Source organism: Pseudomonas sp. 3A(2025), from assembly GCF_054589175.1.
Genome location: NZ_BAAILM010000074.1, coordinates 85,894 through 104,172, shown reverse-complemented (window position 1 = coordinate 104,172; position 18,279 = coordinate 85,894). Strand labels below are relative to the sequence as shown.

The window sequence follows — 18,279 nt, the reverse complement described above, 5'->3', positions numbered from 1 at the left end:
CATTGGAACCACCTGATCCCATCCCGAACTCAGCAGTGAAACGATGCATCGCCGATGGTAGTGTGGAGCTTCTCCATGTGAGAGTAGGTCATCGTCAAGATTCAAACCCAGAACCCCTGATCGCTTTGCGGTCGGGGGTTTTGCATTGCGCGAAAGAAAAACCTCTTCTGCTTTCTATGCACCGTTGGTTCGCATGGCTATTATGCGTGCCTCTTTGCCTGGTGATACTTTCATGCTGACGCTGCTAAAACTTCTTGCTGATGGTGGCTTCCATTCCGGACAGGTTTTGGGTGACGTACTTGGCGTCAGTCGTAGTGCTGTCTGGAAGCAGCTGCAGCAAATGGAGGTAGAGTCAGGGCTTGAGGTGCACAAGGTTCGTGGGCGTGGATACAGGCTTGCGGCTCCTCTTTCCCTTCATGACTCCCAGGCAATCATCGATAAGGGGCTCCCGGCGGGCTGGTCTGTGACGGTTCTGGAGAGTGTCGACTCTACCAATGCCGAGGCTGCTCGCCTGATTGCTACGGATACCGCACTGCCTGCCGTGGTCCTGGCGGAGCGACAGACAGCCGGCAGAGGGCGTCGTGGCCGAAAGTGGGTCAGTCCCTTTGGTGAGAATCTGTATTTCAGCTTGTTGCTTCGTGTAGATGGCGGCATGCGCCAGCTTGAAGGCTTGAGTCTGCTTGTGGGGCTTGCGGTCGTAGAGGTTCTTCGTGAGGCTGGAGTGAAAGCTGCAGGCCTCAAGTGGCCCAATGACGTCCTTGTGGGGCGTCGCAAGCTTGCAGGCGTACTGCTTGAGTTGATGGGGGATCCGGCAGATGTCTGTCATGTGGTGATTGGCATCGGCATCAACGTCAATATGCAGGCAGCAACAGAGGTCGATCAATCCTGGACGTCCGTTCGCCTGGAGACGGGCAAGGGCTGTGACCGCAATCAATTGGCCGCCAGTCTCGCGCAGACCCTGCAAGCGTATTTGAGTCAGCATCAACAGCAGGGGTTTTCTGCCTTTCAGTCCGCCTGGGAGCAAAATCATCTGTGGCAGGGGTGTGAGGTCTCGTTGTTGAGTGGTTCTGAGAAGATAGAAGGGCGGGTTGTGGGGATTGATGCGCTTGGCGCTTTACGTCTGGAAGTCGATGGGGTGGAAAAAAGCTTTAGCGGCGGAGAGCTGAGCCTGAGGTTGCGTGATGATACTTGAGCTCGATTGCGGCAATAGCTTCATCAAATGGCGTGTCACTGAAAAAGGCGAAGACACGATCAAGGCAGCCGGCGTAGTTGGCTCTGATGAAGCGCTGCTGGAACAGTTGGCCCGGCTGCCGGACCTGGAGCTGAACCATTGCCGGTTAGTCAGTGTGCGCACCTGCGAAGAGACCGAGAAGCTGGTTGCCGATCTACGCCAGGCTTTTTCATTATCTGCGGTTTGCGCGGCACCTGCCCGGACGTTGGCTGGGGTCATCAATGGCTATGATGATCATGAGCGGCTGGGGCTTGATCGCTGGCTGGCTCTGGTGGGTGGGTACCATTTGTCTCGCAAGGCATGCCTGGTGATTGATTTGGGGACGGCCGTGACCTCGGACTTCGTGAATGCCAATGGCGAGCACCTGGGCGGCTTCATATGTCCTGGTATGCCGCTCATGCGCAATCAGTTGCGCACTCATACTCGCCGGATCCGCTATGACACTGATGCTGCTGCAAAGGCGTTGACCAGCTTTGTGCCGGGTCGTTCGACGGCCGAGGCTGTCGAGCGGGGATGTTCCTGGATGCTGCGCGGGTTTGTGCAGACTCAGCTGGAGCTTGCCAGAGAGCGGTGGGCAGATGACTTTGTCGTATTCGTGACTGGTGGCGACGCTGCGCTGGTCGAGGATGTTATTCCTGGGGCGCGGGTTGTACCCGATCTGGTTTTCATCGGTCTGGCATTGGCTTGCCCTCTGCGCTGAGGTTCTTATGCGTTGGTTGTTTCTTCTGTTGTTGATGCTCAATATTTTCTATTTCGTATGGCACCAGCAAGAGGCGCCCTTGCGGGCCAAAGAGGTTCTGCCGCTATCCATGGCAAGACCTGCTCAGCAGGACATCCGTCTACTCAGTGAATCTGAAATGATGGCTGGGCGAGAGGAGAAGGCGGAGTGCCTGTACCTCGGTGGTTTCTCGCGGTCAGAGGATGCCAAGGCTGTCGAGCAGCGCTTGAATAGCCTGGATATACACTCGCGATTCCATGCACGCCAATCGGCTTCCGGCACTCTTTACTGGCTGGGCGTGGCACAGGAAAGTCGCCGTTTGGTCGGCGAGGCATTGCTGGCACAGCTGGCCCAGGACTTCCCGCAATTAAAAAATAGAATAATGTCATGCGAGGGGGTTGCAGGCGCCGAATAGTTTGCATAGAATGGCGCCCGCTCCACAGTGAGACGCAAGTCTCTAAAGTGAAGCGAAACTGGTCAGCGCATGTAACCTCAAGATTTTATTGAGAAAATGGTTGACAAGAGGTTGGCAAGAGTTGAAAATGCCGGCCAGATCAGGAGGGGTTCCCGAGCGGCCAAAGGGATCAGACTGTAAATCTGACGTCTACGACTTCGAAGGTTCGAATCCTTCTCCCTCCACCAGATTTAGCGAAAATTGCAAGTTCTGCGGGTGTAGTTTAGTGGTAGAACCTCAGCCTTCCAAGCTGATGATGCGGGTTCGATTCCCGCCACCCGCTCCAGAATTGCAAGTTTTGCAAAGTGTTTCGCTCTTGTAGCTCAGTTGGTAGAGCACACCCTTGGTAAGGGTGAGGTCAGCGGTTCAAATCCGCTCAAGAGCTCCAATATCAGAGGCAGATATGCAAATATCTGCCTTTGTTTTAAGCGGTTGGTCTCTCCTGTGAGTCGCCGCTTAAGGCTATATTCGAGGTGTTGTGGTGTCTATGGCGCTATCACCGAGAATAAAGTGTTGTAAAAATCTTGTCGGGTCAGCATAATGGTCGGCCTGATTTTGCTTTTAGGTCAGTAGCTCAATTGGCAGAGCGACGGTCTCCAAAACCGTAGGTTGGGGGTTCGATTCCCTCCTGACCTGCCAGATTCCTTCGATATCTGGCTTTCTTTTCACAGGGTCCCCGTAGATGAATCCCAAGGCTGAAGCATCAGACTCTCGCTTTGACTTGCTGAAGTGGCTCCTGGTAGTCGTTCTGGTCGTCGTGGGTGTTGTCGGTAATCAGTATTACTCGGCGCAACCTATCCTGTATCGCGTTCTTGTTCTCCTTGTCATTGCTGCTGTCGCCGCCTTTGTCGCGCTGCAGACCGGCAAGGGTAAGGCTTTCTTTACGCTTGCGAAAGAAGCCCGTGCAGAGATTCGTAAAGTCGTATGGCCTACGCGCCAGGAAACCGGTCAGACCACGTTGATTGTCGTGGCTGTCGTTCTCGTTATGGCGCTGCTGTTGTGGGGGCTCGATTCCCTGCTCGGTTGGCTTGTTTCCTTGATAGTTGGCTAAGGGTGTCCCGTGGCTAAGCGTTGGTACGTAGTGCATGCTTACTCGGGTTACGAGAAGCATGTCATGCGCTCGCTGATCGAGCGTGTGAAGCTGGCAGGCATGGAAGAAGGCTTCGGCGAAATTCTGGTCCCCACTGAAGAAGTGGTAGAGATGCGCAATGGCCAGAAGCGCAAAAGCGAGCGCAAGTTCTTTCCAGGTTACGTGCTGGTACAGATGGAAATGAACGAGGGTACTTGGCACTTGGTCAAGGACACTCCTCGTGTCATGGGTTTCATTGGTGGCACGGCTGACAAGCCTGCACCGATTACCGACAAGGAAGCTGAAGCTATCCTGCGTCGTGTTGCCGATGGTAGCGACAAGCCGAAGCCGAAGACTCTGTTCGAGCCGGGTGAGGTTGTTCGTGTCACTGACGGCCCGTTTGCTGACTTTAACGGCACTGTCGAAGAAGTTAACTACGAAAAGAGTCGTATTCAGGTGGCTGTGCTTATTTTCGGTCGCGCTACGCCAGTAGAGCTTGAGTTTAGTCAGGTCGAAAAGGTCTGATCAAACCGCGATCCTATACCCCGCAGCCCAAGGCTGTGGGGTTTTTGCGTCACTAGGATATATGCGTAACATACCGGGGAGCCTTTATTGGCGCTTGTACCCGTAACTGGAGTGCCTCATGGCCAAGAAGATATCTGCATACATCAAGCTGCAAGTGAAAGCCGCTCAGGCTAACCCAAGCCCACCTGTTGGTCCTGCTCTGGGTCAGCACGGCGTGAACATCATGGAATTCTGCAAGGCCTTCAACGCCCGTACCCAGGGTCTTGAGCCAGGTCTGCCGACTCCAGTGATCATCACTGTCTACAGCGACCGTAGCTTCACTTTTGAAACCAAAAGCACCCCTGCTTCGGTTCTGCTGAAGAAAGCCGCAGGCCTGACCAGCGGTTCTGCCCGTCCTAACACCGTTAAGGTCGGCACCGTTACCCGTGCTCAGCTCGAAGAAATCGCAAAAACCAAAAGTGCGGATCTGACAGCTGCTGACCTCGATGCTGCCGTGCGCACCATCGCAGGTTCTGCTCGTAGCATGGGCCTTAACGTGGAGGGTGTGTAATGGCTAAGCTGACCAAGCGTCAAAAGGCAATCGCCAGCAAGATTGAAGCTGGCAAGTCCTACAATTTCGTCGATGCAGCTGGCCTGCTGGTCGAATTGTCGACTGTCAAATTCAACGAGTCTTTCGACGTTGCCGTTAACCTGGGCGTCGATCCTCGTAAATCCGACCAGGTCGTACGTAGCGCTACCGTGCTGCCGCACGGCACTGGCAAGACTGTTCGCGTTGCTGTGTTCACCCAGGGTCCAGCTGCTGAAGCTGCTCTGGCTGCCGGCGCCGATCGCGTTGGTATGGACGACCTGGCTGCCGAAATGAAAGCCGGCGACCTGAACTATGACGTGGTTATCGCATCCCCGGATGCCATGCGCGTTGTAGGTCAACTGGGTCAGATCCTGGGTCCACGTGGCCTGATGCCTAACCCGAAAGTCGGTACTGTCAGCCCGGACGTTGCCAACGCTGTTCGTAACGCCAAGGCTGGTCAGGTTCGTTATCGCACCGACAAAAACGGCATCATCCACACTTCCGTTGGCAAGATCGGTTTCGACGCCGTCAAGCTGAAGGAAAACGTTGAAGCCCTGATCGCTGACCTGAAGCGTATCAAGCCGGCTTCCTCGAAAGGTATCTACGTCAAGCGCGTTACCCTGAGCACCACTATGGGCCCAGGTCTGGTTATCGATCAGAGCTCGCTCGACGCATAAGACAAAAATGGCACGGTATGCCGTGCCATTGACATATTGGGGTCCCTGCCTGGCGGGGGCTGTCCAAGACCGTAGGCGGCGCAAGCCTTAAACCTAAAGCCTACGCAGATGGTGCTCCCGGTTCCTTACCGAATCAGACACCAAAACGACATCCGGCCTCGGCGGGATGAAACGGTAACAAGCAGGAGTTAAACCCGTGGCAATTAAACTCGAAGACAAGAAGGCCATCGTCGCTGAAGTCAACGAGGCTGCCAAAGTCGCTCTGTCCGCTGTCGTGGCTGATGCCCGTGGTGTGACAGTAGGCGCGATGACCGGACTCCGTAAAGAGGCTCGTGAAGCTGGCGTTTACGTACGTGTCGTACGTAACACCCTGCTCAAGCGCGCTGTTGCTGACACTGAATACAGTGTCCTCAGCGATGCGTTCACCGGCCCGACCTTGATCGCGTTCTCCAACGAACACCCGGGCGCTGCTGCCCGTCTGTTCAAAGAGTTCGCCAAAGGTCAGGACAAGTTCGAGATCAAGGCAGCTGCGTTCGAGGGCAAGTTCCTCGCAGCTAACCAGATCGACGTGCTGGCAACCTTGCCGACTCGTGACGAAGCCATTGCACAGCTGATGAGCGTGATCCAAGGCGCTACCAGCAAGCTGGCTCGTACTCTGGCGGCTATTCGCGATCAGAAGGAAGCGGCTGCAGCCTAAGGCTCGGTAGCTCTTTTCGCGTATTTTTGTTTATTTCGATGGCCGCAGAGGCCGTCCCCCAATTCAGGAAATTGAGTCATGTCCATCTCTCAAGAAGATATCCTTAACGCCGTTGCCGAAATGTCGGTTCTGCAAGTCGTTGAGCTGATCAAAGCCTTCGAAGAAAAGTTCGGCGTTACTGCTGCTGCCGCTTCCGCTGCTGGTCCAGCTGCTGCTGCCGCCGTTGTTGAAGAGCAAACCGAGTTCAACGTAAACCTGGTTGAAGCTGGCGAGAAGAAAGTCAACGTCATCAAGGCAGTACGTGAACTGACCGGTCTGGGCCTGAAAGAAGCCAAGGCTGTTGTCGACGGCGCTCCAAGCACCGTGCTGGAAGGCGTTGCCAAAGACGCAGCAGAAAAAGCCAAGGCTGCTCTGGAAGAAGCAGGCGCCAAAGTCGAGCTGAAATAAGCATCGACCTTGAGCGTCCAGCCCAAGCGTTGAGCAGAAGGCTGATGGCTGGTGGCTTTTGCCACCGGCCTTTTTTCCGTTATAGGCGACTGGCCAAGCCATCGCTATAGCGCGCAGGTACCACCTATTACGGTGGCGCAAACCATGGGGTTTGCAAGATTTTCTGGCTGCTTCCGTCGGGGGGAGCCAAACAAGCAGGTGACCAAGCTGGGGAACGCTGATGGCTTACTCATACACTGAGAAAAAACGTATCCGCAAGGACTTTAGCAAGTTGCCGGACGTAATGGATGTGCCGTATCTCCTGGCCATCCAGCTGGATTCTTATCGTGAATTCCTGCAAGCAGGAGCGACCAAAGATCAGTTCCGCGACGTCGGTCTTCACGCAGCCTTCAAATCCGTTTTCCCGATCATCAGCTACTCCGGCAATGCTGCGCTGGAGTATGTAGGTTATCGCTTGGGCGAACCGGCATTTGATGTCAAAGAGTGCGTGTTGCGTGGTGTGACTTACGCTGTACCTCTGCGGGTCAAGGTCCGTCTGATCATTTTCGACAAAGAGTCGTCGAACAAAGCGATCAAGGACATCAAAGAGCAAGAAGTCTACATGGGTGAAATCCCCCTGATGACTGAAAACGGTACCTTCGTCATCAACGGTACCGAGCGCGTTATCGTGTCCCAGCTGCACCGTTCGCCTGGTGTGTTCTTCGACCACGACCGTGGCAAGACTCACAGCTCCGGCAAGCTGCTCTACTCCGCGCGCATCATTCCGTACCGTGGCTCCTGGCTGGACTTCGAGTTCGATCCAAAGGACTGCGTATTCGTCCGTATCGACCGTCGTCGCAAGCTGCCGGCGTCCGTATTGCTGCGCGCGCTCGGTTATACCACCGAACAAGTACTCGATACGTTCTACACCACCAACGTTTTCCATGTCCGTGACCAGGGCCTGAGCCTTGAGCTGGTGCCGCAACGCCTGCGTGGCGAAGTTGCTGCACTGGATATCCAGGATGAAAACGGCAAGGTGATTGTCGAGCAGGGTCGCCGTATCACTGCCCGTCACATCAACCAGCTGGAAAAAGCCGGTATCAAAGAGCTGGAAGTACCTCTGGACTATGTCCTGGGTCGTACTACCGCCAAGGTCATCGTGCATCCGGCTACCGGCGAAATCATCGCCGAGTGCAACACTGAACTGACCACCGACCTGCTGGTGAAAATCGCCAAGGCACAGGTCGTGCGTATCGAAACGTTGTACACCAACGACATCGATTGCGGTCCGTTCGTCTCCGACACGCTGAAGATCGACTCCACCAGCAATCAGCTCGAAGCGCTGGTCGAGATCTATCGCATGATGCGTCCTGGCGAGCCGCCAACCAAGGATGCAGCCGAGACCCTGTTCAACAACCTGTTCTTCAGCGCCGAGCGTTACGACCTGTCGGCCGTAGGCCGCATGAAGTTCAACCGTCGTATCGGTCGCACCGAGATCGAAGGTTCGGGCGTGCTGTGCAAGGAAGATATCGTTGCTGTCCTCAAGACGCTGGTCGATATCCGTAACGGCAAAGGCATCGTCGATGACATCGACCACCTCGGTAACCGTCGCGTACGTTGCGTCGGCGAAATGGCCGAGAACCAGTTCCGGGTAGGTCTGGTGCGTGTCGAGCGTGCGGTCAAGGAACGTCTGTCGATGGCCGAAAGCGAAGGCCTGATGCCTCAGGACCTGATCAACGCCAAGCCGGTTGCGGCGGCGGTGAAAGAGTTCTTCGGTTCCAGCCAGCTTTCCCAGTTCATGGACCAGAACAACCCGCTGTCCGAGATCACTCACAAGCGTCGCGTTTCGGCCCTCGGCCCTGGCGGTCTGACTCGTGAGCGCGCAGGCTTCGAAGTTCGTGACGTGCACCCGACCCACTACGGTCGCGTTTGCCCGATCGAGACCCCTGAAGGTCCGAACATCGGTCTGATCAACTCCCTGGCTGCTTACGCCCGCACCAACCAGTATGGCTTCCTCGAAAGCCCGTACCGTGTGGTGAAGGACGCTCTGGTCACCGACGAGATCGTGTTCCTGTCGGCTATCGAAGAAGCGGATCACGTCATCGCCCAGGCTTCTGCGGCCATGAACGACGACAAGATCCTGATCGACGAGCTGGTTGCTGTTCGTCACTTGAACGAATTCACCGTCAAGGCACCTGCCGACGTAACCCTGATGGACGTATCGCCCAAGCAGGTAGTTTCGGTCGCAGCCTCGCTGATTCCGTTCCTCGAGCACGACGACGCCAACCGCGCGTTGATGGGTTCGAACATGCAGCGTCAAGCCGTTCCTACACTGCGCGCCGACAAGCCGCTGGTAGGTACCGGTATGGAGCGTAACGTGGCTCGCGACTCCGGCGTTTGCGTCGTGGCTCGTCGTGGCGGCGTGATCGACTCCGTCGATGCCAGCCGTATCGTGGTTCGTGTTGCAGACGACGAAGTCGAAACCGGTGAGGCAGGTGTAGATATCTACAACCTGACCAAATACACCCGTTCGAACCAGAACACCTGCATCAACCAGCGTCCGCTGGTAAGCCGTGGCGACGTTGTCAAACGTCACGACATCATGGCCGACGGTCCGTCCACCGACATGGGTGAACTGGCTCTGGGTCAGAACATGCGCATCGCGTTCATGGCATGGAACGGCTTCAACTTCGAAGACTCCATCTGCCTGTCCGAGCGTGTCGTTCAAGAAGACCGCTTCACCACGATCCACATTCAGGAACTGACCTGTGTGGCGCGTGACACCAAGCTGGGTCCAGAGGAAATCACCGCCGACATCCCGAACGTGGGTGAAGCGGCGCTGAACAAGCTGGACGAAGCGGGTATCGTTTACGTGGGTGCCGAAGTCGGCGCCGGCGACATTCTGGTCGGCAAGGTCACTCCGAAAGGCGAGACCCAACTGACACCAGAAGAAAAACTGCTGCGTGCGATCTTCGGTGAAAAAGCCAGCGACGTTAAAGACACCTCCCTGCGCGTGCCAACCGGCACCAAGGGTACGGTCATCGACGTACAGGTCTTCACCCGTGATGGCGTTGAGCGTGACGCGCGTGCCCTGTCGATCGAGAAGTCCCAGCTCGACGAGATCCGCAAGGACCTCAACGAAGAGTTCCGTATCGTCGAAGGTGCAACGTTCGAGCGTCTGCGTGCAGCGCTGGTCGGCCGTACCGTCGAAGGCGGTGCCGGTCTGCGTAAAGGCCAGGACATCACCGACGAGATCCTCAACGGTCTTGAGCACGGTCAGTGGTTCAAACTGCGCATGACCGAAGACGCGCTGAACGAACAACTGGAAAAGGCCCAGGCCTACATCGTTGATCGTCGCCGTCTGCTGGATGACAAGTTCGAAGACAAGAAGCGCAAGCTGCAGCAAGGCGATGACCTGGCTCCAGGCGTGCTGAAAATCGTCAAGGTCTACCTGGCTATCCGTCGTCGTATCCAGCCAGGCGACAAAATGGCCGGTCGTCACGGTAACAAAGGTGTGGTCTCGGTGATCATGCCGGTCGAAGACATGCCGCACGATGCCAACGGTACGCCGGTCGACATCGTTCTGAACCCGTTGGGCGTACCTTCGCGTATGAACGTCGGTCAGATCCTTGAAACCCACCTGGGCCTCGCGGCCAAAGGCCTGGGCGAGAAGATCAACCGCATGCTCGAAGAGCAGCGCAAGATCATCGAGCTGCGCAAGTTCCTGACCGAGATCTACAACGAGATCGGCGGTCGTCAGGAAAGCCTGGACGAATTCACCGACCAGGAAATCCTGGATCTGGCGAAGAACCTGCGCAACGGCGTGCCGATGGCAACTCCGGTGTTCGACGGTGCCAAGGAAAGCGAAATCAAGGCGATGCTCAAGCTGGCAGACATGCCGGAAAGCGGCCAGATGCAGCTGTTCGATGGTCGTACCGGCAACAAGTTCGAGCGCCATGTAACCGTTGGCTACATGTACATGCTGAAGCTGAACCACTTGGTGGACGACAAGATGCACGCGCGTTCCACTGGTTCCTACAGCCTGGTTACCCAGCAGCCGCTGGGTGGTAAGGCGCAGTTCGGTGGTCAGCGTTTCGGGGAGATGGAAGTGTGGGCGCTGGAAGCATACGGCGCCGCGTACACTCTGCAAGAAATGCTCACAGTCAAGTCGGACGATGTGAACGGTCGTACCAAGATGTACAAAAACATCGTGGACGGCGATCACCGTATGGAGCCGGGCATGCCCGAGTCCTTCAACGTGTTGATCAAAGAGATTCGTTCCCTCGGTATCGATATCGATCTGGAAACCGAATAACACGTGACGCGAATGGGGGCAGGGCGGTAATGCCTGCTCCTTGCTCCGCCAGGAGGAAAGGCCTTGAAAGACCTACTGAATTTGCTGAAAAACCAGGGTCAAGTCGAAGAGTTCGACGCCATCCGTATCGGATTGGCATCGCCTGAGATGATCCGTTCGTGGTCGTTCGGTGAAGTTAAAAAGCCGGAAACCATCAACTACCGTACGTTCAAGCCTGAGCGTGACGGCTTGTTCTGCGCCAAGATCTTTGGCCCGGTCAAGGATTACGAGTGCCTGTGCGGCAAGTACAAGCGCCTCAAGCACCGCGGCGTGATCTGCGAGAAGTGCGGCGTTGAAGTTGCCTTGGCCAAAGTCCGTCGTGAGCGCATGGCTCACATCGAACTGGCTTCGCCGGTTGCTCACATCTGGTTCCTGAAATCGCTGCCGTCCCGTATCGGCCTGCTGATGGACATGACCCTGCGTGATATCGAGCGCGTACTCTATTTCGAGAGCTACGTCGTCATCGATCCGGGCATGACCACCCTTGAAAAAGGCCAGCTGCTGAACGACGAGCAGTACTTCGAAGCCCTCGAAGAGTTCGGTGACGACTTCGATGCCCGCATGGGTGCCGAAGCTGTCCGCGAGCTGCTGCACGCTATCGATCTGGAGCACGAGATTGGCCGTCTGCGCGAAGAAATTCCGCAAACCAACTCGGAAACCAAGATCAAGAAGCTGTCCAAGCGTCTGAAACTGATGGAGGCCTTCCAGGGCTCCGGCAACCTGCCTGAGTGGATGGTGTTGACCGTTCTGCCGGTTCTGCCGCCAGACCTGCGTCCACTGGTACCACTGGATGGCGGCCGTTTCGCGACTTCCGATCTGAACGATCTGTATCGTCGCGTCATCAACCGTAACAACCGTCTGAAGCGTCTGCTGGATCTGTCCGCCCCTGACATCATCGTGCGCAACGAAAAGCGCATGCTGCAGGAAGCGGTCGATGCCCTGCTCGACAACGGTCGTCGCGGTCGCGCGATCACCGGTTCCAACAAGCGTCCTCTGAAATCCCTGGCTGACATGATCAAGGGTAAGCAAGGTCGTTTCCGTCAGAACCTGCTCGGCAAGCGCGTTGACTACTCCGGTCGTTCGGTTATTACCGTAGGTCCGACCCTGCGCCTGCACCAGTGCGGTCTTCCAAAGAAGATGGCTCTGGAGCTGTTCAAGCCGTTCATCTTCGGCAAGCTGGAAATGCGTGGCCTGGCCACGACCATCAAAGCTGCCAAGAAGATGGTCGAACGCGAGCTGCCAGAGGTATGGGACGTTCTCGCCGAAGTGATTCGCGAACACCCCGTATTGCTCAACCGTGCACCGACCCTTCACCGTCTGGGTATCCAGGCGTTTGAACCGGTTCTGATCGAAGGCAAGGCTATCCAGCTGCACCCGCTGGTCTGTGCGGCCTACAACGCCGACTTCGACGGCGACCAGATGGCCGTTCACGTACCGCTGACGCTGGAAGCCCAGCTCGAAGCCCGTGCGCTGATGATGTCGACCAACAACATCCTGTCGCCTGCGAGCGGTGAGCCGATCATCGTTCCTTCCCAGGACGTTGTATTGGGTCTGTACTACATGACGCGTGAGGCGATCAACGCCAAGGGCGAAGGTCGTATCTTTGCGGACCTGCAGGAAGTCGACCGCGTATTCCGCGCTGGCGAAGCTGCACTGCACGCCAAGATCAAGGTTCGTATCCACGAGACCGTCAACGATCGTGATGGCGGCAGCGTCAAGAACACCCGTATCGTCGATACCACTATCGGCCGTGCGCTGCTGTTCCAGGTTGTTCCACCAGGCCTGTCCTACGACGTCGTCAACCAGCCGATGAAGAAGAAGGCGATCTCCAAGCTGATCAACCAGTGCTACCGCGTGGTTGGTCTGAAAGAGACCGTTATCTTCGCTGACCAGCTGATGTACACGGGTTTCGCCTACTCGACCATTTCGGGTGTTTCCATCGGTGTTAACGACTTCGTTATCCCTGATGAAAAAGCACGCATCATCGATGCCGCCACCGACGAAGTGAAAGAGATCGAAAGCCAGTACGCTTCCGGCCTGGTAACCCAGGGCGAGAAGTACAACAAGGTTATCGACTTGTGGTCCAAGGCGAACGACGAGGTCTCCAAGGCCATGATGTCGAACCTCTCGAAAGAGAAGGTCATCGACCGTCACGGCGTTGAAGTGGAGCAAGAGTCGTTCAACTCGATGTACATGATGGCCGACTCCGGCGCCCGGGGTTCCGCGGCCCAGATTCGTCAGCTGGCCGGTATGCGTGGTCTGATGGCCAAGCCGGACGGTTCCATCATCGAAACGCCGATCACCGCGAACTTCCGCGAAGGTCTGAGCGTTCTGCAGTACTTCATCTCGACGCACGGTGCTCGTAAAGGTCTTGCGGATACCGCTTTGAAGACAGCGAACTCCGGTTATCTGACTCGTCGTCTGGTCGACGTGGCACAAGACCTGGTAGTTACCGAAGTCGACTGCGGCACCGAGCGCGGTCTGCTGATGACTCCGCACATCGAAGGCGGCGACGTTGTCGAGCCGTTGGGTGAGCGCGTACTGGGTCGTGTAATCGCCTGTGACGTGTTCAAGCCTGGCACCGAAGAAGTCATCGTTCCGGCCGGTACTCTGGTCGACGAGAAGTGGGTCGAGTTCATCGAGCTCAACAGCATCGACGAAGTGATCGTTCGCTCGCCGATCAGCTGTGAAACCCGCTTCGGTATCTGCTCCAGCTGCTACGGTCGCGACCTTGCTCGCGGTCACCAGGTCAACATCGGTGAGGCGGTCGGCGTTATCGCTGCCCAGTCCATCGGTGAGCCGGGTACCCAGCTGACCATGCGTACGTTCCACATCGGTGGTGCGGCAAGCCGTACTTCTGCTGCCGACAGCGTTCAGGTCAAGAATGGCGGTACCGTTCGTCTGCATAACCTGAAGCACGTCGAGCGTGTCGACGGTCACCTGGTTGCGGTTTCCCGTTCCGGTGAGCTGGCTATTGCCGACGACTTCGGTCGTGAGCGCGAGCGCTACAAGCTGCCATACGGTGCCGTGATTTCCGTGAAGGAAGGCGACAAGGTCGACGCTGGCTCCATCGTGGCCAAGTGGGACCCGCACACCCACCCGATCGTTACCGAAATGAAAGGTACCGTGACCTACGTGGGCATGGAAGAAGGTATTACCATCAAGCGTCAGACCGACGAATTGACCGGTATGACCAACATCGAAGTACTCGATGCCAAGGATCGTCCGGCTGCCGGCAAGGACATTCGTCCTGCGGTCAAGATGGTCGGCCTCGATGGCAAGGATCTGCTGCTGCCAGGTACTGACGTACCGGCTCAGTACTTCCTGCCGGCGAACGCCCTGGTCAACGTCGCTGACGGTGCCCAGATCGCGATCGGTGACGTTATCGCGCGTATCCCGCAAGAAACGTCGAAGACCCGTGACATCACCGGTGGTCTGCCGCGCGTAGCCGACCTGTTCGAGGCTCGTCGTCCGAAAGAGGCGTCGATCCTGGCAGAGGTCAGCGGTACCATCGCCTTCGGTAAGGAAACCAAGGGCAAGCGTCGTCTGGTGATTACACCTGTCGATGGCAGCGAGCCGTACGAAGAGCTGATTCCGAAATGGCGTCACCTGAACGTCTTCGAAGGCGAGCAAGTGAACCGCGGCGAAGTCATCTCCGACGGTCCGAGCGATCCGCATGACATCCTGCGTCTGCTGGGCGTCAGCGCGCTGGCCAAGTACATCGTCAACGAGATTCAGGACGTTTACCGTCTGCAAGGCGTGAAGATCAACGACAAGCACATCGAGACCATTCTGCGTCAGATGCTGCGTAAGGTTGAGCTGAGCGAAGTCGGCGATTCCAGCTTCATCAAGGGCGATCAGGTCGAGCTCACGCACGTACTGGTTGAAAACGAGCGTCTGGCGAACGAAGACAAGTTCGTCGCCAAGTACTCGCGTGTCCTGCTGGGTATCACCAAGGCCTCGCTGTCGACCGAGTCGTTCATTTCCGCGGCCTCCTTCCAGGAGACAACCCGCGTACTGACCGAGGCGGCGGTAACCGGCAAGCGCGACTACCTGCGCGGCCTGAAAGAAAACGTCGTCGTGGGTCGTCTGATCCCGGCCGGTACAGGTCTGGCTTACCACAGCGAGCGCAAGCGTCGCCGTGAAATCGACAAGCCTCAGCGTGTAAGCGCGAGCGAAGTCGAGGCCGCTCTGACCGAGGCGTTGAACTCCAGCGGTAACTGAAGATAAGGCCCCGATCTTTTTTTGTGATTTCCGGCGAGCAATTGTTTGCCGGCAATCGCAGGAAGAGGTCGGGGCTTTGCCTTGACTGGGGGCTCGATCCTCTTTAGACTCTTGTACCCCTAAATTTGGCAGGGCTTGAAGCTCTGTCATTTGCTTTCTTGTCGACAATAGCGTCGCAAGACAACAGTGGAGCTAGTAGATGGCAACTATCAACCAGCTGGTACGTCAGCCGCGCAAGCGTATCGTCGAGAAATCCGACGTTCCTGCGCTGCAGAACTGCCCGCAACGTCGTGGCGTGTGCACTCGCGTGTACACCACCACGCCGAAAAAACCTAACTCGGCACTGCGTAAAGTATGCCGTGTGCGTCTGACCAACGGTTTCGAGGTTTCCTCGTACATCGGCGGTGAAGGCCACAACCTGCAAGAGCACAGCGTGGTACTGATCCGCGGCGGTCGTGTAAAAGACTTGCCAGGTGTGCGTTACCACACCGTTCGCGGTTCCCTGGATACTTCCGGCGTCAAAGGTCGTAACCAAGGCCGTTCGAAATACGGTACCAAAAAGCCTAAGGCCTAAGTGCTTTCGGTTTTTGATTGATTTTGCAGAATTTCATTTTTTTGAGTCGATAAGAGTAAGGTCGGACGCATTCATCGAATGCCTGTTCCGAGCTAACCTGAAGACCGTTTGAGGGCTTATCCATGCCGAGAAGACGCGTAGCAGCCAAGCGCGAAGTGCTTGACGATCCAAAATACGGAAGCCAAATCCTGGCCAAGTTCATGAACCACGTGATGGAGAGCGGCAAGAAAGCCGTTGCCGAGCGTATCGTTTATGGCGCGCTGGACAAGGTTAAAGAGCGCAAGAACAGCGATCCCCTGGAAATCTTCGAGAAAGCTCTCGACGCCATCGCTCCGCTGGTCGAAGTGAAGTCGCGCCGCGTTGGTGGTGCGACCTACCAGGTTCCTGTTGAAGTACGTCCGTCTCGCCGTAACGCGCTGGCAATGCGCTGGCTGGTAGACTTCGCCCGTAAGCGTGGCGAGAAGTCTATGGCTCTGCGTTTGGCTGGCGAACTGCTGGACGCTGCCGAAGGCAAGGGTGCTGCAGTGAAGAAGCGTGAAGACGTTCACCGTATGGCCGAAGCCAACAAGGCTTTCTCGCACTACCGCTTCTAATCGCCGCATCAACATTTTTGCGAGGGCTTTATGGCTCGTACTACACCGATCAACCGCTACCGTAACATTGGTATCGTCGCTCACGTGGATGCTGGTAAAACCACCACCACCGAGCGCGTCCTTTTTTACACCGGCAAAAGCCACAAAATGGGCGAGGTGCATGACGGCGCCGCGACCACAGACTGGATGGTGCAGGAGCAGGAGCGTGGTATTACCATTACTTCTGCTGCTATTACCGCCTTCTGGCAGGGTTCTCAGAAGCAACACAAAGACCAATACCGTTTCAACGTTATTGACACTCCGGGCCACGTTGACTTCACCATTGAAGTTGAACGTTCCCTGCGTGTTCTCGACGGCGCGGTCGTTGTGTTCTGTGGTACTTCGGGTGTTGAGCCTCAGTCTGAAACCGTATGGCGTCAAGCCAACAAGTACGGCGTTCCACGTATTGTTTACGTGAACAAGATGGACCGTGCCGGCGCCAACTTCCTGCGCGTAATCGGGCAGATCAAACAGCGTCTGGGTCACACTCCGGTGCCGATCCAGTTGGCCATCGGTGCCGAAGACAACTTCCAGGGTCAGATCGATCTGATGTCCATGGAAGCGGTCTACTGGAACGATTCCGACAAAGGCATGACTCCACGTCGCGAGCCTATCCCTGCCGAGCTGCAGGAACTGGCTGACGAGTGGCGCAGCAACATGGTTGAAGCTGCGGCTGAAGCCAACGAAGAGCTGATGAACAAGTACCTCGAAGGTGAAGAACTCACCAACGAGGAAATCAAGGCCGCTCTGCGTCAGCGTACTATCGCTGGCGAGATCGTTCTGGCTGTTTGCGGTTCTTCCTTCAAGAACAAGGGTGTTCCCCTGGTTCTCGACGCCGTTATCGACTACCTGCCGGCTCCAACCGACATTCCAGCCATCAAGGGTACTGACCCGGATGACGAAGAAGTTCAAATGGAGCGTCACGCAGACGACAACGAGCCGTTCTCGGCTCTGGCGTTCAAGATCGCTACCGACCCATTCGTGGGTACTCTGACCTTCGTCCGCGTTTACTCGGGCGTGTTGGCCTCCGGCGACGGCGTGATCAACTCGGTCAAAGGCAAGAAAGAGCGCGTGGGTCGTATGGTGCAAATGCATGCAAACGCCCGCGAAGAGATCAAAGAAGTTCGCGCTGGTGACATCGCGGCTCTGATCGGCATGAAGGACGTCACCACTGGCGAAACCTTGTGCAACTCTGACAAGCCAATCATCCTGGTTCGTATGGACTTCCCGGAGCCGGTTATTTCGGTTGCCGTTGAGCCAAAAACCAAGGATGACCAGGAAAAAATGGGTATCGCTCTGGGCAAACTTGCTCAGGAAGACCCTTCTTTCCGCGTCAAGACTGATGAAGAGACTGGTCAAACGATCATCTCCGGCATGGGCGAATTGCACCTGGACATCCTGGTTGACCGGATGCGCCGTGAGTTCAACGTCGAAGCCAACATCGGTAAGCCTCAGGTTTCGTATCGTGAGCGCATCACGAAGAACTGTGAAATCGAAGGCAAGTTCGTTCGTCAGTCCGGCGGTCGTGGTCAGTTCGGCCATTGCTGGATCCGTTTTGCTCCTGCTGACGAAGGTCAGGAAGGTCTGCAATTCGTGAACGAAGTCGTGGGTGGTGTGGTTCCTAAGGAATACATCCCGGCTATCCAGAAGGGTATCGAAGAGCAGATGAAGAACGGCGTTGTTGCCGGCTATCCGCTGATCGGCCTGAAGGCTACTGTGTTCGATGGTTCCTACCACGACGTCGACTCGAACGAGATGGCGTTTAAGGTGGCTGCCTCCATGGCGACCAAGCAACTGGCCCAGAAGGGCGGTGGTGAGTTGCTCGAGCCGATCATGGCGGTAGAGGTTGTTACGCCTGAAGACTATATGGGTGACGTGATGGGCGACCTTAACCGTCGTCGCGGCATGATCCTGGGTATGGAAGATACGGTGTCCGGCAAGGTTATTCGTGCCGAGGTTCCGTTGGGTGAAATGTTCGGTTATGCGACCGACGTTCGTTCCATGTCCCAAGGTCGCGCAAGCTACTCTATGGAATTCAAAAAATACAATACAGCTCCGTCGCACATCGTCGAAACTGTAACCAAAAAACAAGGCTGATTGGCTGAGTTAATCCCCTTTAGGCTAGCTAGG

14 protein-coding genes, 4 tRNA genes and 1 rRNA gene are annotated in these 18,279 nt (G+C 56.3%); all 19 read left to right on the top strand.

Going from position 1 to position 18,279, the window contains the following annotated elements:
• Nucleotides 1-100, top strand: a 5S ribosomal RNA gene (gene rrf, locus ACYP2A_RS22790); the annotation flags it as partial.
• Between the two features lie 132 nt (nucleotides 101-232).
• Entirely contained in the window at nucleotides 233-1,192 is a 960-nt protein-coding gene (birA, locus tag ACYP2A_RS22785) for a bifunctional biotin--[acetyl-CoA-carboxylase] ligase/biotin operon repressor BirA (RefSeq protein WP_459748209.1), read from the top strand.
• Nucleotides 1,182-1,931 (top strand): pantothenate kinase, encoded by a 750-nt coding sequence (locus ACYP2A_RS22780; RefSeq protein WP_459748204.1) that lies wholly within the window; start codon nucleotides 1,182-1,184, stop codon nucleotides 1,929-1,931. Before birA ends, ACYP2A_RS22780 begins: the two co-directional genes overlap by 11 nt.
• Nucleotides 1,932-1,938: 7 nt before the next feature.
• Nucleotides 1,939-2,364, top strand: coding sequence for a hypothetical protein (locus tag ACYP2A_RS22775; protein WP_459748203.1), 426 nt, complete (start codon nucleotides 1,939-1,941; stop codon nucleotides 2,362-2,364).
• Between the two features lie 142 nt (nucleotides 2,365-2,506).
• A tRNA-Tyr gene (locus ACYP2A_RS22770) sits at nucleotides 2,507-2,591 on the top strand.
• 24 nt (nucleotides 2,592-2,615) lie between these two features.
• A tRNA-Gly gene (locus ACYP2A_RS22765) sits at nucleotides 2,616-2,689 on the top strand.
• 26 nt (nucleotides 2,690-2,715) lie between these two features.
• Nucleotides 2,716-2,791: transfer RNA gene (locus ACYP2A_RS22760), tRNA-Thr, on the top strand.
• A 175-nt stretch (nucleotides 2,792-2,966) separates the two neighbouring features.
• Nucleotides 2,967-3,042, top strand: a tRNA-Trp gene (locus tag ACYP2A_RS22755).
• A gap of 43 nt (nucleotides 3,043-3,085) precedes the next feature.
• A complete protein-coding gene (secE, locus tag ACYP2A_RS22750; protein ID WP_122470098.1) occupies nucleotides 3,086-3,454 on the top strand; it encodes a preprotein translocase subunit SecE in 369 nt (122 codons plus the stop codon).
• 9 nt (nucleotides 3,455-3,463) lie between these two features.
• Nucleotides 3,464-3,997 carry a transcription termination/antitermination protein NusG gene (nusG, locus tag ACYP2A_RS22745; protein WP_459748202.1) on the top strand — a complete coding sequence of 178 codons (534 nt, stop codon included), beginning with the start codon at nucleotides 3,464-3,466 and terminating at the stop codon, nucleotides 3,995-3,997.
• 118 nt (nucleotides 3,998-4,115) lie between these two features.
• Nucleotides 4,116-4,547: a 50S ribosomal protein L11 gene (gene rplK / locus ACYP2A_RS22740; protein ID WP_459748201.1), complete on the top strand. Its 432-nt coding sequence runs from the start codon at nucleotides 4,116-4,118 to the stop codon at nucleotides 4,545-4,547.
• Nucleotides 4,547-5,242: a 50S ribosomal protein L1 gene (gene rplA / locus ACYP2A_RS22735; RefSeq protein WP_459748200.1), complete on the top strand. Its 696-nt coding sequence runs from the start codon at nucleotides 4,547-4,549 to the stop codon at nucleotides 5,240-5,242. Before rplK ends, rplA begins: the two co-directional genes overlap by 1 nt.
• A 196-nt stretch (nucleotides 5,243-5,438) precedes the next feature.
• Entirely contained in the window at nucleotides 5,439-5,939 is a 501-nt protein-coding gene (gene rplJ, locus ACYP2A_RS22730) for a 50S ribosomal protein L10 (RefSeq protein WP_459748199.1), read from the top strand.
• Nucleotides 5,940-6,017: 78 nt separating this feature from the next.
• Complete coding sequence (rplL, locus tag ACYP2A_RS22725) at nucleotides 6,018-6,386, top strand: 50S ribosomal protein L7/L12 (RefSeq protein WP_459748198.1); 369 nt, start codon at nucleotides 6,018-6,020, stop codon at nucleotides 6,384-6,386.
• Between the two features lie 220 nt (nucleotides 6,387-6,606).
• The gene (gene rpoB, locus ACYP2A_RS22720; RefSeq protein WP_459748197.1) at nucleotides 6,607-10,680 is read left to right on the top strand and encodes a DNA-directed RNA polymerase subunit beta; all 4,074 of its coding nucleotides are present in this window, start codon (nucleotides 6,607-6,609) and stop codon (nucleotides 10,678-10,680) included.
• 63 nt (nucleotides 10,681-10,743) lie between these two features.
• Entirely contained in the window at nucleotides 10,744-14,943 is a 4,200-nt protein-coding gene (gene rpoC / locus ACYP2A_RS22715; RefSeq protein ID WP_459748196.1) for a DNA-directed RNA polymerase subunit beta', read from the top strand.
• Between the two features lie 199 nt (nucleotides 14,944-15,142).
• Nucleotides 15,143-15,517: a 30S ribosomal protein S12 gene (rpsL, locus tag ACYP2A_RS22710; RefSeq protein WP_056836288.1), complete on the top strand. Its 375-nt coding sequence runs from the start codon at nucleotides 15,143-15,145 to the stop codon at nucleotides 15,515-15,517.
• A 122-nt stretch (nucleotides 15,518-15,639) separates the two neighbouring features.
• On the top strand, nucleotides 15,640-16,110 hold the full coding sequence (gene rpsG / locus ACYP2A_RS22705; protein WP_010490886.1) for a 30S ribosomal protein S7: 471 nt from the start codon (nucleotides 15,640-15,642) through the stop codon (nucleotides 16,108-16,110).
• 30 nt (nucleotides 16,111-16,140) lie between these two features.
• A complete protein-coding gene (gene fusA / locus ACYP2A_RS22700; RefSeq protein ID WP_459748195.1) occupies nucleotides 16,141-18,246 on the top strand; it encodes an elongation factor G in 2,106 nt (701 codons plus the stop codon).
• The last annotated feature ends 33 nt before the right edge of the window (nucleotides 18,247-18,279 follow it).

What these genes read in the sequence shown, in the direction of transcription:
- birA (WP_459748209.1), top strand. Translation starts at nt 233, where the DNA reads ATGCTGACGCTGCTAAAACTTCTTGCTGATGGTGGCTTCCATTCCGGA.
- ACYP2A_RS22780 (WP_459748204.1), top strand. Translation starts at nt 1,182, where the DNA reads ATGATACTTGAGCTCGATTGCGGCAATAGCTTCATCAAATGGCGTGTC.
- ACYP2A_RS22775 (WP_459748203.1), top strand. Translation starts at nt 1,939, where the DNA reads ATGCGTTGGTTGTTTCTTCTGTTGTTGATGCTCAATATTTTCTATTTC.
- secE (WP_122470098.1), top strand. Translation starts at nt 3,086, where the DNA reads ATGAATCCCAAGGCTGAAGCATCAGACTCTCGCTTTGACTTGCTGAAG.
- rplK (WP_459748201.1), top strand. Translation starts at nt 4,116, where the DNA reads ATGGCCAAGAAGATATCTGCATACATCAAGCTGCAAGTGAAAGCCGCT.
- rplA (WP_459748200.1), top strand. Translation starts at nt 4,547, where the DNA reads ATGGCTAAGCTGACCAAGCGTCAAAAGGCAATCGCCAGCAAGATTGAA.
- rplL (WP_459748198.1), top strand. Translation starts at nt 6,018, where the DNA reads ATGTCCATCTCTCAAGAAGATATCCTTAACGCCGTTGCCGAAATGTCG.
- rpoB (WP_459748197.1), top strand. Translation starts at nt 6,607, where the DNA reads ATGGCTTACTCATACACTGAGAAAAAACGTATCCGCAAGGACTTTAGC.
- rpsL (WP_056836288.1), top strand. Translation starts at nt 15,143, where the DNA reads ATGGCAACTATCAACCAGCTGGTACGTCAGCCGCGCAAGCGTATCGTC.
- rpsG (WP_010490886.1), top strand. Translation starts at nt 15,640, where the DNA reads ATGCCGAGAAGACGCGTAGCAGCCAAGCGCGAAGTGCTTGACGATCCA.
- fusA (WP_459748195.1), top strand. Translation starts at nt 16,141, where the DNA reads ATGGCTCGTACTACACCGATCAACCGCTACCGTAACATTGGTATCGTC.